Origin of the sequence: Alcanivorax sp. HI0007 (genome assembly GCF_001635525.1) — a bacterium.
GTDB lineage: Bacteria > Pseudomonadota > Gammaproteobacteria > Pseudomonadales > Alcanivoracaceae > Alcanivorax.
In genome coordinates this window covers 1-26,005 of the sequence record NZ_LWEJ01000078.1, presented here as the reverse complement: position 1 = coordinate 26,005, position 26,005 = coordinate 1, and the positions used below count along the sequence as shown (strand labels likewise).

At 59.6% G+C, this 26,005-nt stretch carries 27 protein-coding genes; 16 read left to right on the top strand and 11 right to left on the bottom strand.

What is annotated here, in order from left to right:
* Positions 1–3 precede the first annotated feature (3 nt).
* Positions 4–1,167, bottom strand: coding sequence for an isovaleryl-CoA dehydrogenase (locus A3714_RS03915; RefSeq protein WP_063508019.1), 1,164 nt, complete (start codon positions 1,165–1,167; stop codon positions 4–6).
* The gene (locus A3714_RS03910) at positions 1,167–1,556 is read right to left on the bottom strand and encodes a MerR family DNA-binding transcriptional regulator (protein ID WP_063508020.1); all 390 of its coding nucleotides are present in this window, start codon (positions 1,554–1,556) and stop codon (positions 1,167–1,169) included. The genes A3714_RS03915 and A3714_RS03910 overlap by 1 nt, the downstream gene beginning before the upstream one ends.
* 117 nt (positions 1,557–1,673) lie before the next feature.
* On the opposite strand from A3714_RS03910, the gene A3714_RS03905 reads away from it, so the two are divergent.
* The 4 genes from A3714_RS03905 (at position 1,674) to rraA (ending at position 7,486) form a co-directional block, all read left to right on the top strand.
* Positions 1,674–3,989 (top strand): RND family transporter, encoded by a 2,316-nt coding sequence (locus tag A3714_RS03905; protein WP_063508021.1) that lies wholly within the window; start codon positions 1,674–1,676, stop codon positions 3,987–3,989.
* Positions 3,990–4,027: 38 nt separating this feature from the next.
* On the top strand, positions 4,028–6,241 hold the full coding sequence (locus A3714_RS03900) for a response regulator (protein ID WP_063508022.1): 2,214 nt from the start codon (positions 4,028–4,030) through the stop codon (positions 6,239–6,241).
* Entirely contained in the window at positions 6,238–6,933 is a 696-nt protein-coding gene (locus tag A3714_RS03895) for an NAD(P)H-binding protein (protein WP_063508023.1), read from the top strand. Before A3714_RS03900 ends, A3714_RS03895 begins: the two co-directional genes overlap by 4 nt.
* A gap of 70 nt (positions 6,934–7,003) precedes the next feature.
* Complete coding sequence (gene rraA, locus A3714_RS03890; RefSeq protein ID WP_063508024.1) at positions 7,004–7,486, top strand: ribonuclease E activity regulator RraA; 483 nt, start codon at positions 7,004–7,006, stop codon at positions 7,484–7,486.
* Here the strand turns inward: rraA and A3714_RS03885 are convergent, their stop codons facing one another.
* Complete coding sequence (locus A3714_RS03885; protein ID WP_063508025.1) at positions 7,487–7,720, bottom strand: DUF6316 family protein; 234 nt, start codon at positions 7,718–7,720, stop codon at positions 7,487–7,489.
* 212 nt (positions 7,721–7,932) lie between these two features.
* Here A3714_RS03885 and A3714_RS03880 point away from each other — a divergent pair, with 212 nt between their 5' ends.
* Both A3714_RS03880 and A3714_RS03875 read left to right on the top strand, forming a co-directional pair.
* Complete coding sequence (locus A3714_RS03880; RefSeq protein WP_062817234.1) at positions 7,933–8,343, top strand: CBS domain-containing protein; 411 nt, start codon at positions 7,933–7,935, stop codon at positions 8,341–8,343.
* Between the two features lie 30 nt (positions 8,344–8,373).
* Positions 8,374–8,964 (top strand): DUF805 domain-containing protein, encoded by a 591-nt coding sequence (locus tag A3714_RS03875; protein WP_063508026.1) that lies wholly within the window; start codon positions 8,374–8,376, stop codon positions 8,962–8,964.
* Between the two features lie 68 nt (positions 8,965–9,032).
* Here the strand turns inward: A3714_RS03875 and A3714_RS03870 are convergent, their stop codons facing one another.
* Positions 9,033–10,013, bottom strand: a complete 981-nt coding sequence (locus tag A3714_RS03870; RefSeq protein ID WP_063508027.1) for a malate dehydrogenase — start codon at positions 10,011–10,013, stop codon at positions 9,033–9,035.
* Positions 10,014–10,186: 173 nt separating this feature from the next.
* On the opposite strand from A3714_RS03870, the gene A3714_RS03865 reads away from it, so the two are divergent.
* On the top strand, positions 10,187–11,272 hold the full coding sequence (locus A3714_RS03865) for an NAD(P)/FAD-dependent oxidoreductase (protein ID WP_063508028.1): 1,086 nt from the start codon (positions 10,187–10,189) through the stop codon (positions 11,270–11,272).
* Here the strand turns inward: A3714_RS03865 and A3714_RS03860 are convergent.
* Both A3714_RS03860 and A3714_RS03855 read right to left on the bottom strand, forming a co-directional pair.
* The gene (locus A3714_RS03860; protein WP_063508029.1) at positions 11,255–12,310 is read right to left on the bottom strand and encodes an AraC family transcriptional regulator; all 1,056 of its coding nucleotides are present in this window, start codon (positions 12,308–12,310) and stop codon (positions 11,255–11,257) included. The two genes, A3714_RS03865 and A3714_RS03860, sit on opposite strands and share 18 nt — an antisense overlap.
* A gap of 132 nt (positions 12,311–12,442) precedes the next feature.
* Positions 12,443–12,796, bottom strand: coding sequence for a hypothetical protein (locus tag A3714_RS03855; RefSeq protein WP_063508030.1), 354 nt, complete (start codon positions 12,794–12,796; stop codon positions 12,443–12,445).
* Between the two features lie 275 nt (positions 12,797–13,071).
* Here A3714_RS03855 and A3714_RS03850 point away from each other — a divergent pair, with 275 nt between their 5' ends.
* The 6 genes from A3714_RS03850 (at position 13,072) to modC (ending at position 18,628) form a co-directional block, all read left to right on the top strand.
* Positions 13,072–14,595: a carboxylesterase/lipase family protein gene (locus A3714_RS03850; RefSeq protein ID WP_063508031.1), complete on the top strand. Its 1,524-nt coding sequence runs from the start codon at positions 13,072–13,074 to the stop codon at positions 14,593–14,595.
* Between the two features lie 117 nt (positions 14,596–14,712).
* The gene (locus A3714_RS03845) at positions 14,713–15,045 is read left to right on the top strand and encodes a BolA family transcriptional regulator (RefSeq protein ID WP_063508032.1); all 333 of its coding nucleotides are present in this window, start codon (positions 14,713–14,715) and stop codon (positions 15,043–15,045) included.
* Positions 15,042–15,992 carry a rhodanese-related sulfurtransferase gene (locus tag A3714_RS03840; protein ID WP_063508033.1) on the top strand — a complete coding sequence of 317 codons (951 nt, stop codon included), beginning with the start codon at positions 15,042–15,044 and terminating at the stop codon, positions 15,990–15,992. Before A3714_RS03845 ends, A3714_RS03840 begins: the two co-directional genes overlap by 4 nt.
* Before the next feature lie 173 nt (positions 15,993–16,165).
* On the top strand, positions 16,166–16,906 hold the full coding sequence (modA, locus tag A3714_RS03835) for a molybdate ABC transporter substrate-binding protein (protein WP_063508034.1): 741 nt from the start codon (positions 16,166–16,168) through the stop codon (positions 16,904–16,906).
* Positions 16,896–17,579: a molybdate ABC transporter permease subunit gene (gene modB, locus A3714_RS03830; protein WP_063508035.1), complete on the top strand. Its 684-nt coding sequence runs from the start codon at positions 16,896–16,898 to the stop codon at positions 17,577–17,579. The genes modA and modB overlap by 11 nt, the downstream gene beginning before the upstream one ends.
* Positions 17,576–18,628, top strand: a complete 1,053-nt coding sequence (modC, locus tag A3714_RS03825; RefSeq protein WP_063508036.1) for a molybdenum ABC transporter ATP-binding protein — start codon at positions 17,576–17,578, stop codon at positions 18,626–18,628. The genes modB and modC overlap by 4 nt, the downstream gene beginning before the upstream one ends.
* 20 nt (positions 18,629–18,648) lie before the next feature.
* Here the strand turns inward: modC and A3714_RS03820 are convergent, their stop codons facing one another.
* Positions 18,649–19,758, bottom strand: a complete 1,110-nt coding sequence (locus A3714_RS03820; RefSeq protein WP_063508037.1) for a prolipoprotein diacylglyceryl transferase family protein — start codon at positions 19,756–19,758, stop codon at positions 18,649–18,651.
* A gap of 110 nt (positions 19,759–19,868) precedes the next feature.
* On the bottom strand, positions 19,869–20,126 hold the full coding sequence (locus A3714_RS03815) for a hypothetical protein (protein ID WP_063527005.1): 258 nt from the start codon (positions 20,124–20,126) through the stop codon (positions 19,869–19,871).
* Positions 20,127–20,277: 151 nt separating this feature from the next.
* On the opposite strand from A3714_RS03815, the gene A3714_RS03810 reads away from it, so the two are divergent.
* The gene (locus A3714_RS03810; RefSeq protein ID WP_063508061.1) at positions 20,278–21,846 is read left to right on the top strand and encodes a GMC oxidoreductase; all 1,569 of its coding nucleotides are present in this window, start codon (positions 20,278–20,280) and stop codon (positions 21,844–21,846) included.
* A gap of 103 nt (positions 21,847–21,949) precedes the next feature.
* Positions 21,950–22,519 carry a hypothetical protein gene (locus tag A3714_RS03805; protein WP_063508039.1) on the top strand — a complete coding sequence of 190 codons (570 nt, stop codon included), beginning with the start codon at positions 21,950–21,952 and terminating at the stop codon, positions 22,517–22,519.
* Between the two features lie 19 nt (positions 22,520–22,538).
* Here A3714_RS03805 and A3714_RS03800 read toward each other — a convergent pair whose 3' ends face one another.
* The 3 genes from A3714_RS03800 to A3714_RS03790 form a co-directional block, all read right to left on the bottom strand.
* On the bottom strand, positions 22,539–23,372 hold the full coding sequence (locus tag A3714_RS03800; protein WP_063508040.1) for a DUF2914 domain-containing protein: 834 nt from the start codon (positions 23,370–23,372) through the stop codon (positions 22,539–22,541).
* A 137-nt stretch (positions 23,373–23,509) separates the two neighbouring features.
* Positions 23,510–24,055, bottom strand: a complete 546-nt coding sequence (locus A3714_RS03795; RefSeq protein WP_063508041.1) for a YecA family protein — start codon at positions 24,053–24,055, stop codon at positions 23,510–23,512.
* A 68-nt stretch (positions 24,056–24,123) separates the two neighbouring features.
* Complete coding sequence (locus A3714_RS03790; RefSeq protein WP_231866006.1) at positions 24,124–25,212, bottom strand: diguanylate cyclase; 1,089 nt, start codon at positions 25,210–25,212, stop codon at positions 24,124–24,126.
* A 171-nt stretch (positions 25,213–25,383) separates the two neighbouring features.
* Between A3714_RS03790 and A3714_RS03785 the strand changes: the two genes are divergently transcribed.
* A partial coding sequence (locus A3714_RS03785) for an acyl-CoA dehydrogenase family protein (RefSeq protein WP_197463362.1) occupies positions 25,384–26,005 on the top strand: 622 nt, incomplete at its 3' end.

Here is a 26,005-nt window from a genome sequence, read left to right as displayed (position 1 = left end):
CCCTTATGCTGTTTCGTTGAACAACTCACGGCCAATCAGCATGCGACGGATTTCACTGGTGCCTGCGCCGATTTCGTAGAGCTTGGCGTCGCGCAGCAGGCGACCGGTGTTGTAGTCGTTGATGTAGCCGTTACCGCCCAGGGTCTGGATCGCTTCCAGTGCCATCTTGGTGGCATTTTCGGCGCAGTAGAGGATCACCCCGGCGGCATCCTTGCGGTTGGTCTCGCCGCGGTCACAGGCCTGGGCCACATGGTAGAGGTAGCTGCGGCTGGTATTGAGCATCACGTACATGTCGGCGATCTTGCCCTGCATCAGCTGGAACTCGCCGATGGCCTGACCAAATTGTTTGCGCTCGTGGATGTATGGCACCACTTCGTCCATACAGGCCTGCATCACGCCTACCGGGCCCCCGGAAAGAATGGTGCGCTCGTAATCCAGTCCACTCATCAGTACTTTCACACCCTCGTTTTCCTTGCCGAGGATGTTTTCGGCGGGGACTTCGCAGTCTTCGAACACCAGCTCGCAGGTGTTGGAGCCACGCATGCCCAGTTTGTCCAGCTTTTGAGCGCGGGAGAAACCGGGGAAATCACGCTCGACGATGAACGCCGTAATGCCTCGGGGGCCTGCATTGCTGTCAGTCTTGGCGTAGATCACATAGGTATGGGCGTCAGGGCCGTTGGTAATCCACATCTTGTTGCCATTGAGGATGTAGCGGTCGCCTTTCTTTTCGGCGCGCAGCTTCATGCTGACCACATCGGACCCGGCACCGGGCTCGCTCATGGCCAGGGCACCGATATGGTCACCGCTGATCAGTTTGGGCAGGTACCGGGCTTTCTGCTCGTCGGTACCGTTGATAACAATCTGGTTGACGCACAGGTTGGAGTGGGCGCCGTAGGAGAGACCGACAGACGCAGAAGCCCGGGAAATTTCCTCTACCACAATGGTGTGGGCCAGGTAGCCCATGTTGGCGCCGCCGTATTCTTCGTCAGCGGTAATGCCCAGCAGGCCCAGATCGCCCATTTTTTTCCACAACGGCAGGGGGAATTCATTGCTGCGGTCGATTTCGGCGGCCAGGGGGGCAATTTCTTTCTGGGCAAAGGCACGGGCCGTATCACGGAGCGCATCGATAGTTTCGCCCAGATGAAAATTGAAAGTGCTGTTGAACATTATTGTGTCTCCAGATCGTGAAGGGCGTCCAGGCAGCGCTGCTCGGCGTCATCGAGTTCCCGCTGCATGACCTGAATATCCCGAAGTTGTTGTTCCAATTGTGCTCGGCGCTGGTGAATCTTTCCCTGCAGGGCGAGAAGCTGACTGCGGTTATCGCCCTGGGGCTGGTACATGCGGATCAACTCTCTGGATTCGGCCAGGGAAAAGCCCAGGCGTTTACCGCGCAGTATCAATTTCAGGGTGACCCGATCGGCGGGGGTGTAGACCCGAGTCTGGCCCCGTCGTTGCGGAGTCACCAGGCCCTGATCTTCGTAAAAGCGGATGGTACGGGTGGTCACGTCGAATTCCCGGGCCAGCTCGCCGATGCTGTAGGTCTGTTTTTTACTCATGGAAAAAGAATAGGGGAAGTTTACGTTAACGTAAAGTTGTTGATTTTGGCCTGTTCGGTCCGTGACACGGTGTTTACCTCTGCATAGACTTTCGTCCCAGATCAATGGGGGTAACGAATGAAAGACGCTTGGAGTCGCTGGGTGGTCGCCCATCCGGTGTGGGTACTGCTGGTCTGTACGGGCCTGTGCCTTGCCATGGCTGCGGGTATGAGCCATTTCCACAACAACAACGATCCGCGCATTTTCTTCACGGAAGAGAACCCGGATTTCAAACGTTTTGTCTCCCTGGAAGACAGCTTCACGGCCAACGAAATGGTGTTGTTCGTCGTGCACCCGAAGAATGACCAGGTGTTCGAGCCGCAGGCCCTGGCCGCGATCGAAGCCCTGACCGACGATGCCTGGACGCTGCCACATTCCACCCGGGTGGATTCGCTGACCAATTTCCAGCACACGGAAGTGGAGGGGGATGACCTTTTTGTGGCGCCCCTGGTGGAAAACGCCCTTTCCATGTCGGCGGACGAGATTGATCAGGCCCGTGACATTGCCCTCAACGAGCCGGCGTTGGTGGGGCGTCTGGTGTCGGACAAGGGCCATGTGGCCGGGGTGGTGGCCACGGTGACCATGAGCGAGGGCAATACCGAGGCCCCGGAAATCACCGCTGCGGCACGGGAAATGGCGCGGGCCTACGCAGAGCAATACCCGGATATCGACTTCATGGTGACCGGTACTGTGGTGTTCTCCCAGGCGTCAGCGGAGGCCACGGAGCAGTCCATGGCGACCACGCTGCCACTGGCTTTTGTGGTCATGCTGCTTTGCCTGTGGCTGATCCTGCGCAGCCTCATGTTTGTGGCCGTTACCGTGGTGGTGATTGCCTTCTCCATTGCCTCGGCCATGGGAATCGCCATGTGGTTGGGGATCGAGTTTTCTCCCATCGTGGGGATGGCCCCGGCCATGATTCTGACCCTGGCGGTGGCGGATTCCGTGCACATTCTTGCCAGTTATCGTCATGAACGCCTGCTGGGGATTGCCAAGACGCCAGCACTGATGGAAAGCCTACGTATCAATCTGCAGCCGATCTGGCTGACTAGCCTGACCACGGCAATCGGGTTTGCCATCCTCAATTTTTCCGAATCCCAGCCGTTCCGGGCACTGGGCAATGTGGTGCTGATTGGTGTCTTGCTGGCTTTTGTCTTCTCGGTATTGCTGTTACCGGCACTGGTGATGCTGTTGCCGCACCGTATCGAGCCCGGCAGGCAGCGGGATTATGCCCCGTGGATGAGTGCCCTGGCCGCGCACTTGAACCGTCACTACAAGCGCTGGCTGGCGGGTATGTCGGTGGTGGTAGTGCTGCTGACGGCCAGTGTGGGACTCAACCGGACCAATGATGTGTTCAATGAATACTTCGACGAGACGTTCGAGGTAAGGCGGGTCAACGATTTTGCCATGGCGGAAATGACCGGTATGCACCGTATTGATTATGCGGTGCCCTCCGGCGAATCCGGGGGGACCATGGAGCCGGCTTATCTTCAGCATCTGGATGCGCTGATGACATGGCTGGAGCAACAGGATGAAGTGGTCTATGCCACCTCATACACTAATGTGATCAAGCGACTTAACCGCGACTTGCACGGTGGCGATCCCGCTTACTACCGAATCCCCGATTCCCGGGAACTGATTTCCCAGTACACCCTCCTGTATGAACTGTCCTTGCCCCAGGGGCTCGGGCTGGAAGATCAACTGGATATCGACAAGCGCCAGGCGCGGGCCATCGTGGTGCTGAAGAATATCGGGTCAAAGCCGGTGCTGGACTTCAACGACCGGGTAGAGCAGTGGATGCAGGATAACTGGCCGGCGACCATGCAGACCCGGGGAACAGGGATGGATATCCTGTTTGGCCGCGTCACCATGCGCAACATCGAAAGCATGCTGGGCGGGGCACTGATCGCACTGGTCAGCGTGTCGGTACTGCTGATTCTGGCTCTGCGTTCAGTCCGCTATGGCCTGCTTTCCCTGATTCCCAATCTGCTGCCGGCGGCCATGGCGTTCGGTCTCTGGGGGTTGATCAATGGTGAGATCGGGCTGGCCGTGTCGGTGGTGGCCTGCATGACACTGGGGATCGTGGTGGATGATACGGTGCATTTCCTCAGCAAGTATGTCCGTGCCAAGCGAGAGCTGGGTCTGAATACCGAGAAAGCCGTGGATTATGCCTTCCGGACCGTGGGGGTGGCCCTGGTCGCGACCTCTGTGGTGCTGGTGGCCAATTTCGCGATCATTGGCACCAGTCACTTCTATCCCAATGCCAGTATGGGGCTGTTGTCGGCGATCACCATCGCCATGGCGCTGTTTGTGGACTTTTTCTTCTTCGTGCCGCTGCTGATTGCGCTGGATCGTGCGAGGCGGAGTAGCCAGCCCGGAAAAGCAGTGATAACGTAGCGCGACACATCCAAACAGGTTCCACGGAACGCGACACGGTGTCATACAAGAAAGATCGCAAGGTTCTCAAGCGCGTCGATTACGGGGCCGCCAAGAATTCCCTGATGGGCGTTCTGGCGGCCCTTCTGATTTATGCCCTGGTTTTTGCCTGGGGGCAGGTTTATCAGAGTTTCGAACTGGAAGCGCTCATCGGAGGCGGGGCCGTTCTGGCCGTCACCGCCTATCGGTTATGGCTGGTTGCCCGATTCGATGCCCTCTATGGCTCGGGGCCGGCACGCTGGCGCAAGCTGTTTGGCGTCGGTCTGGCCATGCATGCCCTGCTGTGGGGGCTGCTTCCCGCCTGGCTGGCCTGGCGGCTGGGCTCCGGCTTCAACTTCTTCGCGGTACTCCTCTATAACGTCGGCGTGACCACGGCTCTGGGCAGCTCCTGGATGGCCGGGCTGCGGGTGCGTCAGGCCTATATCGTGCTGATGTTCCTGCCCACTGTGTTGGTACTGCTGATCACCGGATCCCTGCACGACTGGGTGATTGCGATCATGATCAGCATTTATGCCTTCTACCTGTTCCGACTCTACCGCGGCCAGTATGAAACCTTCTGGCATGCCATGACACGGGAGCGGCGGGGACGCGGTGAAAGCAGCAGCCAGCAGCCGGTGCGAAGCAGTACGGAGGTGCAGCTCAGCCTCGTGTACCGGCTTGCCCATGAACTGCGTACGCCAATGAATTCCCTCATGGGCATGATGTCATTGCTGGAAGACACCCGTCTGGATGACGAGCAGAAAGATTACCTTCAGGTGGCCGGTCGCAGCGGCAAGCTGTTGCTGTCGTTGATTGATGATGTGCTGGATTATTCCCGCATCCTGTCGCGCCGAATCACCCTGAATTCCGAATTCTTCGATTTCCGCACCGCCATTGAACAGGCCCTGGAAGCCTTTGGCCCCATGGCACAGAACACCGGGCTGGAGCTGACCTGTGTCATCGACCGGTTGTTGCCCAAGCGCATTCGCGGTGACCGTGAGCGCCTTATGCAGGTGCTCAACAATCTGTTCAGTAATGCCATCAAGTTCAGCGATAACGGGGAAATCCGCCTGGATGTGGATTTCACCGTGGAAAGCGAAAGCAGTGGCGTACTGCGGGTAAGGCTCAGTGACGAGGGCGTGGGCATGGACCCGGAAACCCTGCGTCATCTGTTCCAGGATCGGTTTATCGATGAAGGGCAGGATGTCTACAGCAGCCGCCATACCGGTTTCGGCTTGCTGGTCTGCAAGGGGCTGATTGACGCCATGGGGGGCACACTGGGGGCAGAGAGTGTGCCCGGTGAAGGGTCGACCTTCTGGTTTACAGTGCCGGTGCAGATGCAACCGGACATGCGCGAATCCCAGGATCTGGTGCGGGCGCTGGATGGGGCAGAGGCCGTGGTTGTGGGAGCGGCTTCCGGCACCGTGGCCTGTTTGCAGGAAGAACTGGAAACCCTGGATTGTCAGTGTTCTTCGGCCCAGGGTTACGACCATGCCCTGCAGGCCCTGCGGGCCGGTCACCGGGAACATAGCGATTTTGATCTGCTACTGGTGGACACCTGGACGCGGCCGGAACTGGCCCTGAATCTGTGCCGTAATGTCCTGGAGGACCCGTCCCTGCGGCCGGTGCGACTGGTTCTCCTGGCCACCATCGAAGAGCGTGGTACCCCGGCGGTCCAGAAACTGATCGATAAACATGATCTGGTGGTGCTGGTGCGCCCGGCCCATCGGCGCAGTTTGCGCAGCGCCCTGGCCCGACTGGTGGGGCTGCAACGCCAGCAACCGGTGGGGGATGCCCCCATGCAAACCCGTGAGGAGCGCCTGCGCCGCAAGCAATTCCGGTTGATGCTGGTGGAAGATAACGAGGTCAACCAACTGGTGACCCGCGGCATGCTCAGCAAGCTGGGGTATCAGGTCAAGACCGTCAGCAACGGCGAGACCGCACTGGCCCTGGTGGATCAGGAAAATTTCGATCTGATTCTGATGGATTGCATGATGCCGGAAATGGATGGCTTTGAAGTCACCCGTCAGCTCCGCGCCCGGGAGAAACAGAACGATGGTCAGCGTACCCCTGTGGTGGCGATCACTGCCAACACCGCGGAAGGGGTGCAGGCCCGTTGTCTGGCGGCGGGCATGGATGATTTTCTGGCAAAACCGGTACACCTTGATGCACTGGAGACCGTATTGCGGCGCTGGTTGCCTGCCGAGCCGGATCACGATGAGGATGAAGAATGACAAGAAAAGCCTTGCTGCTGGGGGCAACGGGACTGGTAGGCCAAGATTGTCTTGCCAATCTGCTTGAGAGCGATGAATACGACCAGGTACGGGTACTGTGTCGGCGACCGTTATCGATCGAGCATCCCAAACTGGATGTGCAGGTGATTGACCTGGATGACATGCAAGCCTGCCAGTCATCGTTCCAGGTGGATGATGTGTTCTGCTGCCTGGGTACCACCATGAAAAAAGCCGGCTCCCGGCAAGCGTTTCGTCATGTGGATCATGATCTGGTGGTGCTGGCGGGGCAGATGGCCCTGCGTGCCGGCGTGCAGCGCTTTCTGGTGGTATCGGCGGTCAATGCCAATGCCCGCTCACCGTTTTTCTACTCCCGCGTAAAGGGACAGATGGAAAGGGCGCTGATCAAGCTGGAATTGCCATTGCTGGCCATCCTGCAGCCATCCCTTTTACGGGGCCAGCGTGAAGACCGGCGCCCGGCGGAAGACTGGGGAAATATCTTCAACCGGGTCATCGAGCCGCTCACCCGCTGGACCGATGCCCACTGGTTACCGGTGGACAGCCACAAGGTTGCTGATGCCATGGTGGGCATGGCGCTGGAAGGGCCGCAGACCGGTCTCTATAAATTACGCTACCGGGACTTTCTGGTATTTGCCGGCAAGTTCCGAAACCAACGGGAAATGAAAGGCGAGTAGGGCAAGCGGGTGGGCTTGATGCCAGCCTGCTGTCCGCCACAGCGAATTCGCCATTGTTTTAGGAGTCAGTATGACCTTTGTGACCTGTGATCTTTGTGACGACAACGCCGACAGTGTTTCTGTGGTAACCGGCCATAACTGGTTCAGCTATGGCGGTCGCAACGCCTTCGGCGGTGAAGTGGTGACGGTGAAATGTTTCGAGGACAACAGCCGGGTCAAGGAGCACCTTGGCACAGATGGCAAGGGCAAGGTGCTGGTGGTTGATGGCGGCGGCAGCCTGCGCAACGCCCTGATCGGCGACATGATTGCCGAAAATGCGGTAAAGAATGGCTGGGAAGGGGTGATCATCTACGGTGCATGCCGGGATGTGGACGAGCTGGCCAAGCTGGATATCGGTGTTGTCACCCTTGGCTGCGTACCCATCAAGTCCGTGCGTCGCGATGAAGGGCAACTCAATATCGAGATTACCTTTGGTGGGGTCACGTTCCGCCCGGGTGATTATGTCTATGCGGACAACAACGGCATCATCGCTTCACCAAAGCCTTTACTGTAGTTACCGCCTGATTCCCGGGTTACCGGGTGCACGGGCCAGTTTCAGGCCGAAGCTCTCTTTGGCCTGAATGTCTCTCAGGTAAAACGTCAGGTCATTTTCGGCTTCTTCGCGGCTCTCAAAGGGGCCCTCGATAGTATTTTCCCTTGTTGCGTAGTACCACTGACTGCCTTCGGTGAAAAACCGGTCACTACGAAATCTGGTGCAGGTCGTTACATCTTCTTTTCTGCGGTTCATTGTGTACCCCTCCATGGGATTATATTTTTTCTGCAAAACTACGCGTATTGCACTGCTTTGACCACAGCCGCTCGTCTTATGCCGTTATGGGGTCGAATGCGGTGGTCTTATAGGGTTTTTCTGCTATAAAGGAGGCTGGTTGCGCCACCCTATGACGGGAGCGTCAGGCAGAGGACGTCGACCCGCTGGTCGCGTATAAAAGGGAAGCCATTATGCTCAAGTCCATCAAGGTTGCGGATTATATGACCCGGCGGCTGGTGACCATCCGCCCGGAGATGTCGGTGAATGAGGCCATTCGTGTATTTCTCGAGCACAAGATTTCCGGGGCACCGGTGGTTGATGAAAATGGCAGTCTGGTCGGGGTTTTCTCTGAATCCGATTGTCTCAAAGGGGCCCTCGAAGCCAGCTATCACGGCACGGAAATCGGGCCGGTGAAGGAATACATGAGCGTGGACCTGCAGACGGTGACCGGGGAAACCTCCATTTTGGATGTGGCGGAAGTGTTTCTGGCTGACCACCGTCGGCGTTTGCCGGTGCTGGAAGGTGGCCGACTGGTAGGACAAATCAGTCGCCGGGACCTGTTGCGCGCCATGGATGATTTCAGCCGTCGCCACACCTTATAAATTATCGTCAGCATTATTCCGGGGGGAATCATGAACCAGCCTTACCAGGCGCCATCGGCGGATGTCACCGCTGGCAAAGCCGATGAACGCTATCAACCCAGATTTTTTGCCGCTTCAGGCCGTCTCGGTCGCATGCGTTATGTGGTCTACGCCTTTGGACTGACCATGCTGTCCTATCTGGCGATTGCTGTGGCGGGAGGGATCCTGGCAGCGATCATGGGAGGTTTCGAAAACGCCTCGGCCAATTCTGGCGCTACCATGTTGCTGGGCTTGCTGGCCATGGTGGTAATGCTGTTCATTCTGGTGATGACGGTGATCTACGCTATCCGTCGCTTGAATGACATCAATGCCAGCGGCTGGTTTGTACTCTTGTTTCTGGTGCCCATCGTCAATCTGATCATGGGGCTGCTGCTGGTATTCCTGCCCGGGACCAAGGGGCCCAACAAATTTGGCCCCAGGCCAGTGTCTAACAGTGGCGGGGTAATAGCGGCCTTTGTGGTGGTGACGGTGTTGTTTGTGGGCTATATCGGCGTACTGATGGCCGTGGCGGTACCGGCCTACAATCAATATGTGGAGCGGGCCCAGGCGGCTTCTGAAATGCAGTATGACTACGACTACTGAGCAAACCTGCGCTATCCGACCATAAAAAAAGGGGCTCCGAAGAGCCCCTTTTTTATGCCTGCGAAACCTTACGGCAGCAGGTGGGAAACGGCGTCACGTTCTTCCGCCAGTTCCTTCTCGGTGGCTTCCATCTTGCCACGGGAGAAATCGTTCACTTCCAGACCCTGAACGATGCTCCAGTCGCCATCCTTGCAGGTGCAGGGGAAGGAGTAGATCAGGCCTTCCTGGATGCCGTAGGAACCGTCGCTGTAGATGCCCATGGAGACCCAGTCACCGTCGGCAGTGCCGAGGGCCCAGGAACGCATGTGGTCCACAGCGGCAGAAGCGGCGGAAGCGGCAGAGGACGCACCACGGGCCTTGATGATGGCGGCACCGCGCTGCTGGACTTCCGGGATGTAGGTGCCTTCGTACCAGTCTTGCTCCACCTGGTCGATGGCTACCTTGCCGTCCACTTCACAGTGGTGCAGGTCCGGGTACTGGGTAGAGGAATGGTTGCCCCAGATGGTCATCTTGGTGATGTCGTTGACCGTTTTGCCCAGTTTGTTGGCCAGCTGCGCCATACCACGGTTGTGGTCCAGGCGGGTCATGGCAGTAAACTGACGGGGGTTGATGTCCGGCGCGTTGCGCTGGGCGATCAGGGCATTGGTGTTGGCCGGGTTGCCGACAACCAGCACTTTGATGTCCTTGCTGGCGTTGTCATTGATGGCTTTACCCTGGGCAGAGAAGATTGCTGCGTTGGCTTCCAGCAGATCTTTACGCTCCATGCCCGGTCCACGGGGACGAGCACCAACCAGCAACGCGTAGTTGGCGTCCTTGAAGGCCACGTTGGCGTCGTCGGTGCCAACAATGCCGGCGACCAGCGGGAAGGCACCATCTTCCAGTTCCATGATAACGCCCTTCAGGGCTTCCATGGCCGGGGTGATTTCCAGCAGTTGCAGAATAACGGGCTGGTCTTTGCCGAGCATGTCGCCGGAGGCGATACGGAACAGCAGGGAATAGCTGATTTGGCCAGCGGCGCCGGTAACGGCTACGCGTACGGGTGCTTTCATTAACAATCTCCTAGCTTGAATTCGGGAGAACTTATGGGGCTGAAACCAGGGGAGCCACTGAGCAATGGCAAATCCCGCCATGGGTCAGGGGTCCCGGACGGGGCGCATTATAAAGGAAGCACAGGCCTATTCATACTTGGACCGAAGTCCGCTTGACTGACTCGAGGCATGGAATGACCCAATGGGATGTGATAATCGTCGGAGCGGCCCAGGCCGGCTGTGCCGCCGCCTGGGATCTGGCGGCGGCAGGGCGGCGTGTGCTGGTGCTGTCCCGTGCCGGGGGACAGGAAAAACCCTGTGCCGGCGGAGTGACGTCGAAAACCCTGAATCGCTACCGCTTCTCCATTGCTCCCGTGGTCCGTGAGGTGGTATCCACTCTCCGGATCGGGCGCTTTCCAGGCAGGGACCGGTCGCTGCAGGCCCCGGCCCCGTTCTGTGTGATGACCGAACGGGGCGAACTGGATGCCTTTTGCCGCCAACAGGCAGAACAGCAGGGGGCCTGTTTCCGACAGACCCGGGGGATTCATGCCATCAAGCAGGATGGCAACAGGGTCACCGTAACCACCCGCGAGGGAGAGCGTTACCAGAGCGACACACTGATTGCCGCTGATGGTGCCAATAGCCCGGTGCGAAAACTCCTGGGAGAACGTCGTTACCCCGGCGCCATGGCGATTGAAGGCTGTGTGCCCCGGGATCGACTGACCCGGTATCCGGGCATGACCCTGGATTTTGCGGCAATCAAGGGGGGCTACGGCTGGCTGTTTCCCAAGGGGGATCATGTCAATGTGGGGCTTTATGTGTGGCGCCATGGCCTGGCTTCCCCCGGCCGTGAGCAGCTTGAGCGCTACAGTCAGCAACGGCTGGGGGTCAGTCCCTCCCATATGCAGGGTTACCCGCTGGGCACCTGGCTGCCCCGCGCCCGCTTGTGTCACGGGCGCATCCTGTTTGCCGGGGATGCGGCCGGTTGCACCGAAGCGCTGTTGGGGGAGGGCATCTATGGTGCTGTGCTCAGTGGGCAACTGGCCGCCCAGGCCATTCTTGCCGGGCAGCTGACCAGCTACCCGCACTGGCTGGCGGGCTGGCGGGAAGAAGTGGCTACGGTGGCGCAACTGGCGGGGCTCTACTATCGGTTAATGCCCATGTCCACCCGCATGTTGCAGGGGCATCTGGGCGAGACCCTGGTGGATGGATTTGCCCGGGGGCTGACCCTCGGGCAATGCAAGCGTCGCTGGCGGGGCGCCTCAATCGTCGGGGGTTAGCGCGCTGCCGGGTTGTTCCCGGTAGTGCACCGGGGTCACACCGAACCAGCGCTTGAAGGCCCGGTTGAAGGCACTTTGCTCCGAGTAACCCAGGTCCAGGGCGATCTGATTTACGGAACGGTCGCTGTGCAGCAGCCAGTCGCAGGCCAGGCGCCGACGCTCGTCTTCCAGCAGGCTGGAAAAGTCCGTGTTCTCCGCGCGCAGCTGACGACGCAAGGTCCAGGGCTTGATGCCCAACTGGTCGGCGATCGGCTCCAGCTGGGGGACACCCTGCTGCAGGCGTTTCTGAATCTCCAGACGTACCTGCTCCAGCAGGTTATCGCGGGCATGGTACTGGGTAACGGCCCGTTGCATGCGCGAACGGGCCACCTTGTGCATTTCCGGGTCCGCATCGCGCAACGGCAGGTCCAGCAAATCCGCTTCCAGCACGATGGCATTGAGTGGCTGTTCAAAGGCCACGTCACAGCGGAATATCCGCTGATACTCCTGCTCATCGCCCTGGGGGGGATGGTGAAACAGCACCCGGGTCGGAGACAGTTCCTTGCCGATCAGCCAGCGGCCGTAGATGATCGCGCCGGCGAAGTGGGCATCAATGCGGGCCGGGTAAGTGGAGAGCGCTTCCAGATCACTTTCCCAGATCAGCCACAGGTGTTTGTCGCGCCACTCGAAGCGTAATTTGGCGCATTCGCTGGTGACATTGGCAAAAGGGATCATCAACTCGATGGCATCCCCCAGGGTGGCGCTGGACATGCTGGCATAGCCCAGTTCGCCCATAAAACGGGGGCGGATGCCTTCGCCCATGTGCAGACCGAACAGCGGGTCACCGCTTTGCAGGATGGCCTGCTTGAGAAGCTGGTTCTCCACCGTCATGGCGATCCGCGACTGAGGATTTTCCAGATCATCGTTACTGATCCCCAGGTCCACCAGGGGGCCACTCAGGTCGACACCGGCCCGCAGGGCAGCATCCAGCAGGAATTCAAGCCAGAAAGGGGCGACAGTGCGCAATTTCAGTGAAGAGGTGAGGCTGGCGGACATCATGACTCGCGTGGTTTTTGTTATCAGTGGGTTGCACTAGATAACGAGAGGCGAGCGGCGAAGTCAACGGTTCAGGTGAGACAAAGGGGAAGGAGCGGGGGCGGCGATGCCGCCCCCGAAGCGGGCAAAGCGCGGTTATTTCGCTTCTTTGGCCAGCTTGTTGACCTTGCGGGTCAGGGAAGCGAGCTTCTTGTTCAGGGCTTCCACCTCATCACGGGTGGGCAGACCCAGGGCGGTGGCAACCTTGCCACGCACTTCGTCCAGCTGGGACGGCTGTTTCTTGGCGGCACTTTTCTTCTGGGGTTTGCTCTGGGCTTTCTGACGTTTCTCGCCGGTTTTTACCAGCGTCTGGAACAGTTCGTTGCCGTTTTCTTCCAGACGGGTGTAGGCACCACGCACGGCGGTGTTCAGTTTCTCCAGAGCCGCTTTGGCTTCGGTGGTAACTTGTTCATAGCGCTCGTTGAGTTGCTCGATCGTAGCGTTGCTCATGGGGGGCTTCCCTCCTAGAAAAATGGATTAGCAAAGCCCTCTGGCGGTGGCTGCGAGGGCGTGAACAAGTGTAAGTCAGGATTCTGACAGTGTTGTTAATGTTGTCTAACAATTAAACATGAGCTTTGGCCTACTTATCAGTAGGTAATTTGCTATGGTCTGCGGTCAGCCTTTGCCCTGTGGGCCATGGTGGCAATTCACAAGGCCGTTGCCCGGCGCCAAAGCGTGCAGGAGACAACAAGGCTGTCGGACAGAAACCGGAAAAGGACGCAGCTATGTCAGCAGTGATTCGTCAGGGCCGTTATCAGGGAGTGACCGCAAACGGTGTCACCGAATACAGGGGCATCCCGTTTGCCTTGCCACCGCTGGGTGAGCATCGTTTCAAGGCCCCCCGGCCGTTGCCGGACGGTGATAATGCGGTGGTAGCAGATCACTATCCCCAACCCTCCCTGCAGATGAAGAACCCGCTGATGGGTGTCCACGAGTCCAGCGAAGACTGCCTGTACCTGAATATCTGGGTGCCCGAAGGGGAGGGGCCCTTTCCGGTGATGGTCTGGTTCCATGGCGGCGCTTACCTGGCCGGCTCCATCTCGCAACCGTTGTACAACGGGGCGGAACTGGCTCGAAGCCAGCGGGTGGTGGTAGTGAATGCGGCCTATCGGTTGGGGGCCATGGGCTTTGCGGATTTCACGGCGGTGGCGCCGGAACTGGATGCGGACAGTAATCTGGGCCTGCGCGATCAACTGGCGGCGCTGGAATGGGTCCAGGAAAACATCCTTGCCTTTGCCGGTGATGCCGGTCGGGTCACCGTATTCGGGGAGTCTGCTGGCGGTTTCAGTGTCTGTGCACTGCTCGCATGTCCCCGGGCCGCGTCATTGTTCCACGCTGCCATCTCGCAGTCCGGCGCGGCGGATTTTGTGCTGGCGCCGGAGCAGGTCCGCAGGGTCACCGACGCTTTTGTAGCAGCATTGCCGGGCGCGGGCAGTGCCGCAGAGAGGCTACGCGACAGCACCGCAAAAGACTGGATCAAGGCCCAGAACCAGGCGGTGAAAGTGCTGGTGGATCGAGGGCTTCGCACCACCACGCCACAGTTTGCGATGAACTTTCTTCCCATGGTGGATGGGGACCTGTTGCCGCAGTCGCCGATAGATGCCATTGCCGCCGGTGCTGCTGCGGACAAGAGACTGCTGGCGGGGGTTTGCCGGGATGAATATCACTTTTTCCAGTACGCCGGCGTCCTGGCTGGCACGGTGAAAATGGATTCCCTGCGAGAGGTGGATGATCAGGAAATTCAGCGTCGGTTCGAGCGTGGCCTGCCGGGCAATGGGGCCCGGGCGTTCGAGTATTACCATTCCACGGTGAAACCGGATCCCCGCCGCAGTCCGCTGGATGTGTTTTCGGCCATGGAATCTGATCGTCTCTTCCGTGTGCCCACATTGCGGTTGCTGGATGCCCAGAGCCGCCACAATGCGGATTGTTGGGGATTCCAGTTTACCTGGCAGAGCGAACCCTTCGGCTTGCCACTGGGAGCCTGCCATGTGGTGGATGTGCCCTTCGTGTTTGGCGTCACCGATACCCCGGCGGGAATCTATTTCACCGGCGGTGGAGATGCCGCCAGAACCTTGTCCCGTCAGGTACAGACCGCCTGGGGCGACTTTGCCCACGGCAAGGCTCCTGGCTGGCACGGCTGGTCCGCCGGGCGCAAGGTGCGCCAGTTCGGGCCGGGCGAGGAGATGGCCGCCTTGCTGGACAAGGACGCTGAGACGCTGTGGGATTCCATCATTCCTGCCCCGCAGTGAGCGGGAGTATCTGACCGCCGGACATTTCTCAGGACCTGGCAAAGCGCGTAGAATACTGCCCCCGCGCGGCCCTGACGCCGCGCTATACTGGTTTTGTATCCCCGGGTGGTGAGTGCCATGAGCGTAGCAACATTGATCGAGCGCAAGGTTTCCGAGGCTGTCCCTGTGGCACATTTGGCCCTGGAAAACGAAAGTCACAAGCACAGTGTGCCACCCAATTCAGAAACCCACTTCAAGTTGGTGCTGGTAAGCGACGCCTTTGACGGTATGTTGCCGGTGCGTCGCCACCAGATGCTCTACAAGGTTCTGGCCGAGGAGCTGGCGGGTCCGGTGCATGCACTGGCCCTGCATACCTATACCGTGGCGGAGTGGCAGGCCAAGGGGGGCGAGGTGAGTGAATCCCCTGACTGTCTTGGTGGCAGTAAGCACGATCCGGAGTTCAAGGCGTGAGTCAGCATAAAGTGGAAAGGTCGGACAGCATCGTCGTTGCTGCCCTGTACAAGTTTGTCCGTCTGGGCGATTTCGAGCAGTTGCGCGAGCCCCTTCTGGCGCTGATGCTCGCACAGGATGTGCGCGGCACCCTGTTGTTGGCCAACGAGGGCATTAACGGCACCATCGCCGGTCCACGGGCGGGTATCGACACGGTACTTGGCTGGCTCCGTGAGGATCCCCGTCTGGCGGATCTGGAGCACAAGGAATCCTTCCACGACGCGCATCCCTTCCTGCGTACCAAGGTGAAGCTCAAGAAAGAAATTGTCACCATGGGGGTGGAAGGCATCGACCCCAATCGTACCGTGGGCACCTATCTGAGCCCGCAGGAATGGAACGCGGTGATCAGTGATCCGGAAACCCTCCTGATCGATACCCGCAATGATTATGAAGTGGAAGTGGGCACCTTCAAGGGCGCCATCAACCCGGAAACCCGAACCTTCCGGGAGTTTCCCGAGTATGTGAAAGAGACTCTGGACCCGGCCAGGCACAAGAAAGTGGCCATGTTCTGTACCGGCGGCATCCGTTGTGAGAAATCCACTGCCTACCTGAAAGAGCAGGGCTTTGAAGAGGTCTATCACCTGAAGGGAGGCATTCTCAAATATCTGGAAGAGATGCCGAAAGAAGAATCCCTGTGGGAAGGGGAGTGTTTCGTCTTTGACGAAAGGGTGACCGTTGATCACGACCTTAACCCCGGTGAATTTGACCAGTGCCACGCCTGCCGCCGACCCATCAGTGAAGAGGAAAAGGCGTCGGAAAAATTCCAGTTGGGGGTGTCCTGCCCGAAGTGCTTCGACGAATCCTCACCGGAACAAAAGGCGCGTTTTGCCGAACGGCAAAAGCAGATCGAACTGGCCCGCGCTCGCGGCCGCCAGCATCGTGGTCAGAATCCCCGCAAACCTTCCTGATAATTCCATTCGCGCGTCGTTGGCGCCTTGCTCACAAGGCGAAGAGGTCAATCAAGCCCGGTGCTTTCTGAAATCTTCGCTTTGCCAGCAAAGCGCCATCGGGGGGCTGCTGTCATCCATGGAGTACCTGATTCGGGTTAGACTGGGCGTTCGCTCATGGTCCTGGAGCCTTCATGAAGTGTTTGCTAGTCAGCCTGTTGTTGATGGTGGCGGCCACCGCAGTGGCGGAGCCTGTACAGGTTGCCGTTGCCGCCAATTTTTCCTCTCCGCTGAAGCAACTGGTTGAGGCGTATCGCCAGCATCACCCGGAGGCGGAGATTCAGGTCACGGTGGGGTCCACCGGCAAGCTTGCGGCCCAGATTCGTCAAGGCGCGCCCTATGATATTTTCCTGGCCGCGGACGCTCGTCGACCGCAAGAGCTTGCCTCGGAAGGGTTGATTCTGCCGGAGACGGTACGGACCTATGCGATTGGCAGACTGGTGTTGTGGTCACCGGATGCCGGGCCGGTCCTGGCCGGCCCGTCGCTGGTCGCCGGTCAGGTGTCGCCGGTGGCCATGGCCAATCCCCGCACCGCCCCCTATGGGGAAGCCGCCCAGGCGGTACTGGCACGCTTTCCGCTGCCTGAGTCGGTGGTTCTTGTGCAGGCAGAGAACGTGGGTCAGAGCTACCACTTTGCGCACAGTGGTGCCGCCCAGGCGGCATTTGTCGCCTTGAGTCAGGTGCAGGACAAGGGTGGGCGGCAGTGGCGTATTCCTGATGGCCTTTATCCTCCCATACGCCAACAGGCGGGCCTGCTCAGGGATTCCGAGGCCGCCCGGCATTTTTATGCGTTTCTGTTTTCTGCCCCGGCCCGGGGGAGGATTAACGGGTTGGGATACGGTACTGACGAGGTCGTGGATGACGATGGTGAGTGATGGCGACTGGCTGGCGCTCTGGGTAAGCATCAAACTGGCGCTGGTCACCACCGCCATCCTGCTGCTGGTGTGTACGCCGCTGGCCTGGTGGCTGGCCCGCCGCCGTTTGCCCGGTCAGGCGTTACTGGAAGCCTTGTTGGCCCTGCCACTGGTACTGCCGCCTTCGGTGCTGGGGTTTTATCTGCTGATCGGGCTGGGGCCGAACGGTCCCGGTGGCTGGGTGACCCAGTGGGGAGAGGCCCGTTCCCTGGCGTTCAGCTTTACCGGCCTGGTGATCGGGTCGCTGATCTACTCGCTGCCATTTGTCCTGCAGCCGCTGAAGAATGCCTTCGCCGCCATCGAGACCAGGCAGTTGGATATGGCGGCGGTCTCGGGTGCCCGTCCCCTGGACCGGTTCTTCTCGCTGGTGATTCCCCAGGCCCGGCAGGGCTATGCCAGCGCGGCTATTCTCGGTATTGCCCATACGCTGGGGGAATTCGGTGTGGTGTTGATGATCGGTGGCAGCCTTGCCGGAGAAACCCGTGTGGCATCCGTGGCGCTGTATGAACATGTGGAAGCCGGAGACTATGCCAATGCCCATCGGCTGGCCGGTGTGCTGCTGGTGATGTCGGTGATGATGTTGTGGGCCCTGTTCCGCTGGCAGCGCAAACAGAACGTGGGGGTGATGCCTTGAGTCTGGCATTTTCCCTGGCCGGGCAGGTGGGGCAATGCCGTCTGCAGGTACAGGCACAGCTTGCCGCCAGCGGCGTGACTGTGCTGTTTGGCCCTTCCGGCTCCGGCAAAAGTACCCTGCTGCGAATGCTGGCCGGGCTCCAGGAATGCGAGGGGGAAATCCGCTTCGGGGATCAATTGTGGCATACCGAGGGTTTCCGACTTCCTCCCTGGGAACGGCCCTTGGGCATGATGTTTCAAGCGCCGACCCTGTTTCGCCATCTGGATGTTCGCGGCAATCTGGACTATGTGAGAAAGCGCCGCGGTGCCAGTGGAGAAGATCTGGCGAGGGTGGTCGGTCAGACCCGCATTGAACCCCTGCTGGCCCGTTCTGTTGAGACACTGTCCGGTGGTGAGGCTCAGCGAGTGGCACTGGCTCGCGCCTTAATGGCCGGCCCGGAGTTGTTGCTGCTGGATGAACCCTTGTCGGCGCTGGATCATGGCCACAAGCAGGAGCTTCTTGGCATGATCAGCGCCATCGCCACTCAGGTACCGGTGATTTACGTTACCCACGACCTGAATGAATTGCTGACCCTGTCGCGGCAAGTCTGGCTGATGGAACAGGGGCGGATCGTGGCAAGTGGCAAGGCCCATGAGGAGCTGGCACGGCTGGATGGCCCGCTGGCCCAGCGGGGCGATGCTACCGCGTTGCTGTACGGAAAGTTAGACACTTACGACAGTCGGGATCATTTGCAGGCAGTGAACGTGGCGCGGCAGACATTCTGGCTACCGGCGGCCCGACCGGTGGCCGGAGATGCCACGGTGCGGCTGCGGATTGCGGCCAGGGATGTAAGCCTGTGCCGGCAGGCGCCAGAGGATTCCAGCATTCTCAATATCCACCCGGTTCAGGTGGCAGGTCTGCGTGAAGTGGGCCCGGGCCAGGTGGTGGTGCAACTGGTCCTGGGGGACCAGCGGCTGCTGGCCCGTATCTCCAGCCGTTCTGCCCGGCAGCTGGAGGTATTTCCCGGTGCGCAGTTGTATGCGCAGGTGAAGGCGGTGGCGTTGGGATGAGTTGAAAGTTCAACGGCTCTTCAGGCGGCGGCTTTCTTCTCTCCCTTGCACCCTGCCTCTTCACAGCCTGCCTGGCTGCGCCAGTCAGCGGCCAGGCCGAAGCGGAGCTCCCCGGTGGTGATGGTGCTGGTGCCGGAAAAGAAGAACATGGTCACGGTGATCACCTGCAGACTGAGAATCACCCCCGGTGACCACAGAGCGCCCAGGCCTGCTGCCAGATCCGGTACCAGACCCGCATGGACCGGCAGTACCAGGCTGATGACGATGCCGTAGAGTGCGGCAAAGAGGGCCATCATCTGGTAGACGGAGAACAGCTTGCTGCCGCCTCGGTAGTCCGCCCGCAGTGTCTCCGAATAAACCCGCCACAACTGGCTTCCCACCAGGCTCAGGGCAAAGGCCAGGGCAAACTGCTGGTGGAAGAAGAGCGCGCTGCACAACAGGGCCAGAGCTGTGTACACCACGCAGGTGATTGCCTGGATGGGGATGACCTTTACTGCCTCCATTTCGCCGGCAAAGGCGATCTTCTTGGTCTTGCCGATAAACACATGATTCAAGGTGCTGAACAGGCGCTGAGCCCAGGACGGTGAATGTCTGAGCGCTTTGCCATAACAGCAGCCGAAACTGATGCAGGCCAGCCGGCCGATGCCTTCACCCAACACATAGGCAATCGACATGGCCGCCAACATGGGCAGAATCGGTAGGGCCGTATCCCACCAGCGTTGGCTGGCCATATCCGCCAGCCAGAGAAACAGGGGGGCGATAAGAATACCGACAAAGCTGGCGCCGCCCACGGTGAAGCCATGGCGGTTCTTCTCCACGACGGTGGCGATGATCTTGGCGGCAGGCAGGCAGATGGCAAGCACGCCCAGTGTGAGCAGCAGAGCGGTTCCCAGAGCAACGCCGGCAGATGCCGTCAAAAGAATAAAGGCAGCAACGCCGAGCCCCCCGGAGATGCCGGTGAACAACCCATAAAAGGTCAGGTTCAGGCCTTGCCAGGAACCGTCACTGTTTTTTTTCAGGGGTAGCGAGGCCACGAATTGCCAGCGCTCTTCCGGTAGGTGACGGAACAGAAAGCGAAAGGTTACCCCGAACATCAGGGCACAGCCCAACAGAAACAGATCCGCAGCCATCAGCGAGCTCCTCAACGGTGGCGTCAACGAGGAGGATGGCGGTGGAACAGTGCGGAGGAATGACAGGCGCGTTACGATTGTGTGAAGGATGGGGGCGACAAGTGGACGGGCTAGTCCCGATTACGGAGAAAACACTCGGCGGCCTGAACAATCAATTCCGTAACAGAACGGTCTTCCATCAGGGCCTGCATTTTCAGGCGTTTATGCAGATCGGCGGGGATGTCAGCGGTGAGGCGGCGATAGCCATCGCGAACGGCACCCGGACGCTGCGACTTCGCGGCTTTCTTCGCAGCCGGTTTGCGAGCGACGCCGTTACGCTTGCGGGGGCGTTGCTGCTCTTCAATAGTGACGAAATCGATCTGTTCCATGGGTGCTGCAATGAGGCCGGCGAAGACAGTGGCCAGATTACTGGAAAGTGCCGCAAATAGACAGGATTGAGCGTTAATTTTATAGTGCAAAACCTTGATTAAAATAGCGTTGTCGCAAAGGCAGCGACAAGAAAAGGGGATGGGGGAGACGATGGAAAATGTGGATGTCCTGATCATCGGCAGCGGGTTCGGTGGCTCGGTGATGGCCTGCCGTATGGCGGAGAAGGGAAGTCAGGTGGTCGTGCTGGAGCGGGGCCGGCGCTGGTTGCCTGAGGCCTATCCCTCGGTTTCCCAGCGCGACTGGTTCTGGGATGAGGACGAGCCTGAGAAACAGAACGGCTGGCTTGATTTTCGCTATTTCGGCGACATGAGTATCGCCACCGGTGCCGGCGTTGGCGGTGGTTCCCTGATTTACGCCAATGTCAGCATTGAGGCCAGACCGGAGGCCTTTGCGCAGGGCTGGCCCGAGGCCATCGACTACACCACCCTCAAGCCTCATTACGACACCACCGGTGTCATGCTCAACGTCCAGGAGCTGCCGGCCAATCAGTGGACAGCACGAACCCACCTGATGAAAGAGGGGGCCGAGGCGGTGGGGGCCGGAGAGCGGTTTCGTATCGTTCCCCAGGCGATCACCTTCGATCTGGACTGGAGCCCGGAGCGTGATGATCCCTATGACTATGGCCACAGCCAATCCTGGGTGAACCCACAGGGCAAGACCCAGGGCACCTGTGTGCATTGCGGTAATTGCGATCTGGGTTGCCCGGTGCAAGCCAAGAACACCCTGGACATGAATTACCTGGCGGCGGCGGAGAATGCCGGTGCCGATGTTCGTCCTCTGCATCATGTGCGCACCATTCGGGCTTTGCAGGGCGGCGGCTATGAAGTGCTGGCCCGTGACCTGGAGGGTCATTGCTGGCGACGTTTCAAGGCGGAGAAAGTGATCGTGGCCGCCGGCTCCATGGGGTCCACGGAATTGCTGCTGCGCTGCCGGGATCAATACAAGACCTTGCCGAAACTCAGCCGCAAGCTGGGCCATAACTGGTCCTGCAATGGCGACTTTGCCACCATGGCTTTCTACGACGAGCGCCGGGTTTCGCCCACTCGCGGGCCCACCATCACCAGCGCCATCGACTATCTGGATGGCTCCGATGGCGGGGCGCGTTACTTTGTCGAAGATGGCGGCGTGCCGGATATCCTCGGCAGCTGGATGGAACGGCTGGGAAAAGATCCGCGATTCGCAGGTACCCGGCTGGGCGCTGCCATGGTCGAATACGGTGACAGCAGTGACCCCTTTGCGAAGATGATGCCCTGGTTCGGACAGGCCATGGATGATCCCGGCGGCCGTTTCTCTCTGGGGCGTCGTTGGTACTGGCCCTGGAAAAAAGACCGCCTGAAACTGGACTGGGATTACCGCCAGGCAGAAAAAGCGGTGCAGGCCCTTGCCGACAGGCATCTGGCCTTGACCGCCGCCACTGGCGGCAAGCCCATGACTCCAGCCACATGGAACTGGTTCAAGGATCTGGTGACCCCTCACCCTCTGGGGGGCTGCAATATGGCGGATTCTGTGGAACAGGGCGTGGTAGATCACCGGGGAGAGGTGTTCAACTACCCCAATCTGTTTGTGATTGATGGTGCCATGGTGCCCCGTGCATTGGGCTTGAATCCGTCGCGGACCATCGCTGCACTGGCGGAATATGCTGCCAGTCAGATGGGTTGAGGTTCGCCTGGGGCGCGCGCTCAAACCCCGCTGGACGATGACTGACCCTGCTGACCCAGATCGCCACATGGGGAAGGCAGCAACAACGAGAGAGGACGCCACAATGGCCGACGCCCGTTTTCATATTGTGTTTACCGGTCAACTGGTGAAAGGCTCGGACCTTGCCACCGTGAAGGCCAACCTGGGAAAAATTTTCAAGATGGAGGCCCCGCGGGTGGAGAAGCTGTTCTCCGGCCAGCCTGTGGTGCTGAAAAAGGATGCGGATCAGGCCACCGCCATGAAATTCCGGGCGGTACTGAAACAGGCCGGTGCCGAGTGCGAATTGCGCCCGGTGGCAGAAGCCGCGACGCCGCCGTCAGCCCCACAACCGTCGGCGCCTGTCCGCGACACGGCGGCCGCGGTCCGAGCGGACAGCCAGGGGGATGCGCAGGCCTCAACGGGCGAGCTGGAAACGGTGGGCACGATCCGTACCGGTGGCACCGGATTTTCCGGCGCTTTTTCCGTGGCGGAGGTTGGCGCAAAAATGGATAACAGCGACAAGAAGGCACCCCCGCCAGCACCGGATGTCAGCCACTTGAGCATGGCACAGGCCGGCGAAGTGCTGGGTCAGAAAAAAGAGGAAAAAGCACCCGTGGTTCCGGATATCAGTCACCTTTCCCTCAAGGATGACTGAGGCCTCCGGCCCGTCATGATCAGGGGCTGGATGCGGACTGGAAGATCGGTTCGTTGCGGTCGTCGCCCTCCAGCCGTTCCAGCAGCCTTTGCCGACTTTGCAGTGCCGGGTAAACCGGACTGTCGGGCGAGATGGAAATCTCCAGGGTCTGCATCAATTCCCGGGCACCATGGATATCCCGCTGGCGGATCATTCTCTCCAGTTGCGCAAAGGCTTCGTTATTCGTGGCCAGGGAATCAAGCGCGTTCTGTTGTTGCGGGTTGTCGGTGAGCTGGCGGGCACGGCGTATGGCCACCTTGGCAGCGCGGGTGTCACCAAGGTCAAGCAACTGTCGGATCACGTCGTAATGTTTGCTGAGATCCACCGGTGAGGGATCCGCGCTTTCCGGCTCGGCGTGCCCCGAGGGGGGTGGTGGCGTGGCGTGTGCAGGCGCCATCTGGCTGGCAGCCCCATCCTCGCTCAGGGTCAGGGTCCAGGTTCCCAGCTGACAGCCACTTTGGGTAGAAACCTGGACCTGCCACTGACCGCCCACGGCCAGGTCAAGGCCGGCAAAGGTCTTTGATGACCAGGTGCGCCAGTAGTCCGAACCTACCGCCAGGGTGACATCGACGATGGCGTCACCGTTGTAGGACCAGGTGTGATGCAGCTGCTGGCCATTGCCACCCTGGATGGCAGTGAAAAACAGCAGTTCATTGGCTGAAAGTGGGGCGGTTGCCAGTGAGGAAACGGGTTCGCGATCTTCCACGTCGGTTGTGAAAGCCGCAGTGACCAAGGTGGGGCAAGGGTTGTTGGTGGCTGTTTCAGCGAAGGCCAGTGCCGGAATCAGCAGGCCGGTGACAATGCAGATGCGCACCTTGATTTCCCCCCAGAGTGTTGTCGGGCTGCCGCTTTGTAAGAAGCGTTTTTGGGATCGCGGCAGCGCTTACCTCAAGACTAGTCGGAGAGAAGCAACAAGGCGCAGAACTGTGTCACGTTAGCGGGGAAGGTTCCCTAAGCGGGGTCCTCTCCCTGATCAGGGCCATGGAATACCAGGTAAAGCTCTTCCAGAATCTCCGGAACACTCAGGGCCATTTGCCGGACAAGCTGGGTGTTGTCCCAGAGCGTGTCCAAGGCTTCGTCATCATCCACGCCGGAGATCAGGATAAAGGGCAGCAGCAATTGCGCCATCTGTTCTTCATCGTCCTGGTACCAGGCTTGCTCATCCACGAACACCCCGGTCATGAAACCGGCACACCAGCTTGCCAGGTCCTGGCCGTCATCGTCCTGGTACGGGTCCAGCAGGCAGGGCAGGTTGATGGCATCGCCGCCCAGCAACTGGGTGACCAGCCGCTCTTTGAGACGGTTGAGGGCATCACAGACTTCCTCGGGAACCGGCATCTCCAGCTCCGCCGCATAGTCTACGGTCTCCGCCTCTGGTCCTACGGCCAGCGCGCATAGCATGCCGTGGATTTCCGTCCAGGTGGGTGCGTCATCACCCTGGTCCTGGAAATATTGGCGAACGGTATTTTTAAGGCTGGGATTGGTGATATCTGACATGGAGTCCTCCGCTGGCCGCAAGCATACCGGGAGTTGTTCAGGGGCTCCAGGCATTCCCGGTGTTTGGCTCAGGGCAGGCTGATGATCCGGTCTCGGCCGTGGGATTTTGCCTCATACAAGGCGGTATCGGCCCGCTTGGTTAACTGATCCGCCGTTTCCCCTTCCTGAAATGCGGTGAGACCGGCAGAAAAGGTCGTCTGTAGCGATGGAGCAAAATCGTAATGCTGTTCTGAAAACTGCTGGCGCAGGCGCTCAAGGGCTGCTTCGCAGGCGCTTTGCGAGGCATGGGGGAACAGCACCACAAATTCCTCTCCCCCGTAGCGGGCCAGCAGGTCCGACTTGCGCAGACTCTGGCTGGCGATCCGGCCAAAGCGGCTAAGGACTTCGTCGCCACTGTGATGGCCGTGGTTGTCGTTGACCTGCTTGAAATGGTCCAGGTCGATAATCGCCAGGTAGAGGCTGGTGTGGTTACGGTTGGCCAGGGAGATTTCCTCTTCCAGCCGTTCCAGGAAATGGCGGCGGTTGTACAGGCCGGTGAGATCATCGCGGACGGCAATGGCTTCCAGACGTCGATGGGCGTCGCGCAGGTTTTCCCGCTGGTCCCTGACCCGGGTCTGCAAATTGTGGATATAGCCCCCCATGTAAATGAACCAGCAGAGAATCAGGGCAAGAATGATCCAGTGTCCGATCAGAAACGAAAAAATGGCCTGCTGGGGGGTTTCCCGCCACTCGTAGATCTGTAGCAGGGTGAAACAGAGCAGGGTAAAACCTGCCATGGCCATCTGGCGGCGCCGATCCAGGGCGAAGATGCCGAACGTCATGACCATGAAGTAGATGCTCAGCATGGCGCCGCGCAACTCCCGGGTGTAGTGAAGGATCACTGTGGTCAGTACGATCCCCGTGGCCATCTGCACAATGGTCAGGCTGGGGTCGGCGAAGCGCTCACTGAGCCCGCTGCGAATGATCAGGAAAAACACCAGATTGATGGCAAAAAGGACCGAAAAGAGGGTCAGGTGGGGGGTATCGGGAGCAAAGGCGCTGAGCTCGACACCGATGATGGTTCCCGCCCACAACAGGCAATAGGAATAAAGAGCCATGATCTGGCGGCGCAGGCGGATGGCCCGTTCCGGTGGGTCGGCGGGGATCAGGGTAAACACGTAAGAAACACAATCCTGTAGCTGGCCTGATGGCTTTTTTTCGACTTTACCGTTTTTCTCATCCCGGGTCACAGTGATGTCATTGTGAGAGGTAGACATAAGCTGACAGACTGTGTTGCGTAAAACAATCGTTTGATTGGTTGTGTTAACCCGACACTCTGAGGCCAGACCATGTCGACCCCACTGTTCGATCTCACGCTGACAGAAGAGCAGCGTATTACCCGCGAAAGCATGCGGCGTCTCGCCCGCGATACCTTGTCAAACCAGGCCAGAGCTGCCGATGACGCTGCGGCGGCGGATGCGAGCCTGCTCGATGCCATTAGCGGTTTTGGTCTGGCATTGATGCCAATGCCGGAAGCCCTTGGGGGAGTGGGCATGCCCCGTTCGCCGCTCTCCAATGCCCTGGCCGTGGAAGACCTGGCCCAGGGTGACATGTCTCATACCCTGGCGGCGCTCCAGTCCCTGTCTGCGGTGAATGCGCTGATGGATTTTGCTGACGAGCAGCAGCAGGAGCGCTGGTTGCCGGCGTTGGCATCCGAAACCTTCGTTGGCGCCGCCGTGGCCCTCAATGAACCCCGTGCCACCTTCGAACCGACGATGCCGGCCACAACAGCCCGTAAAGAAAGCGATGGTTATACGCTGAACGGTGTGAAAAGCCTGGTGCCCATGGCGGGCCAATGTCAGTGGTTCGTGGTGATCGCTGCCACGGAGAGTGAGGTGGCGGCGTTTGTGGTGCCGGCGGATGCCCCGGGCCTGACCATTGCTGCCGAGGCTTGCATGGGGTTGCGCAGCG

What these genes read in the sequence shown, in the direction of transcription:
- A3714_RS03915 (WP_063508019.1), bottom strand. Translation starts at nt 1,167, where the DNA reads ATGTTCAACAGCACTTTCAATTTTCATCTGGGCGAAACTATCGATGCG.
- A3714_RS03910 (WP_063508020.1), bottom strand. Translation starts at nt 1,556, where the DNA reads ATGAGTAAAAAACAGACCTACAGCATCGGCGAGCTGGCCCGGGAATTC.
- A3714_RS03905 (WP_063508021.1), top strand. Translation starts at nt 1,674, where the DNA reads ATGAAAGACGCTTGGAGTCGCTGGGTGGTCGCCCATCCGGTGTGGGTA.
- A3714_RS03895 (WP_063508023.1), top strand. Translation starts at nt 6,238, where the DNA reads ATGACAAGAAAAGCCTTGCTGCTGGGGGCAACGGGACTGGTAGGCCAA.
- rraA (WP_063508024.1), top strand. Translation starts at nt 7,004, where the DNA reads ATGACCTTTGTGACCTGTGATCTTTGTGACGACAACGCCGACAGTGTT.
- A3714_RS03885 (WP_063508025.1), bottom strand. Translation starts at nt 7,720, where the DNA reads ATGAACCGCAGAAAAGAAGATGTAACGACCTGCACCAGATTTCGTAGT.
- A3714_RS03880 (WP_062817234.1), top strand. Translation starts at nt 7,933, where the DNA reads ATGCTCAAGTCCATCAAGGTTGCGGATTATATGACCCGGCGGCTGGTG.
- A3714_RS03875 (WP_063508026.1), top strand. Translation starts at nt 8,374, where the DNA reads ATGAACCAGCCTTACCAGGCGCCATCGGCGGATGTCACCGCTGGCAAA.
- A3714_RS03870 (WP_063508027.1), bottom strand. Translation starts at nt 10,013, where the DNA reads ATGAAAGCACCCGTACGCGTAGCCGTTACCGGCGCCGCTGGCCAAATC.
- A3714_RS03865 (WP_063508028.1), top strand. Translation starts at nt 10,187, where the DNA reads ATGACCCAATGGGATGTGATAATCGTCGGAGCGGCCCAGGCCGGCTGT.
- A3714_RS03860 (WP_063508029.1), bottom strand. Translation starts at nt 12,310, where the DNA reads ATGATGTCCGCCAGCCTCACCTCTTCACTGAAATTGCGCACTGTCGCC.
- A3714_RS03855 (WP_063508030.1), bottom strand. Translation starts at nt 12,796, where the DNA reads ATGAGCAACGCTACGATCGAGCAACTCAACGAGCGCTATGAACAAGTT.
- A3714_RS03850 (WP_063508031.1), top strand. Translation starts at nt 13,072, where the DNA reads ATGTCAGCAGTGATTCGTCAGGGCCGTTATCAGGGAGTGACCGCAAAC.
- A3714_RS03845 (WP_063508032.1), top strand. Translation starts at nt 14,713, where the DNA reads ATGAGCGTAGCAACATTGATCGAGCGCAAGGTTTCCGAGGCTGTCCCT.
- modA (WP_063508034.1), top strand. Translation starts at nt 16,166, where the DNA reads ATGAAGTGTTTGCTAGTCAGCCTGTTGTTGATGGTGGCGGCCACCGCA.
- modB (WP_063508035.1), top strand. Translation starts at nt 16,896, where the DNA reads ATGGTGAGTGATGGCGACTGGCTGGCGCTCTGGGTAAGCATCAAACTG.
- A3714_RS03820 (WP_063508037.1), bottom strand. Translation starts at nt 19,758, where the DNA reads ATGGCTGCGGATCTGTTTCTGTTGGGCTGTGCCCTGATGTTCGGGGTA.
- A3714_RS03815 (WP_063527005.1), bottom strand. Translation starts at nt 20,126, where the DNA reads ATGGAACAGATCGATTTCGTCACTATTGAAGAGCAGCAACGCCCCCGC.
- A3714_RS03810 (WP_063508061.1), top strand. Translation starts at nt 20,278, where the DNA reads ATGGAAAATGTGGATGTCCTGATCATCGGCAGCGGGTTCGGTGGCTCG.
- A3714_RS03805 (WP_063508039.1), top strand. Translation starts at nt 21,950, where the DNA reads ATGGCCGACGCCCGTTTTCATATTGTGTTTACCGGTCAACTGGTGAAA.
- A3714_RS03795 (WP_063508041.1), bottom strand. Translation starts at nt 24,055, where the DNA reads ATGTCAGATATCACCAATCCCAGCCTTAAAAATACCGTTCGCCAATAT.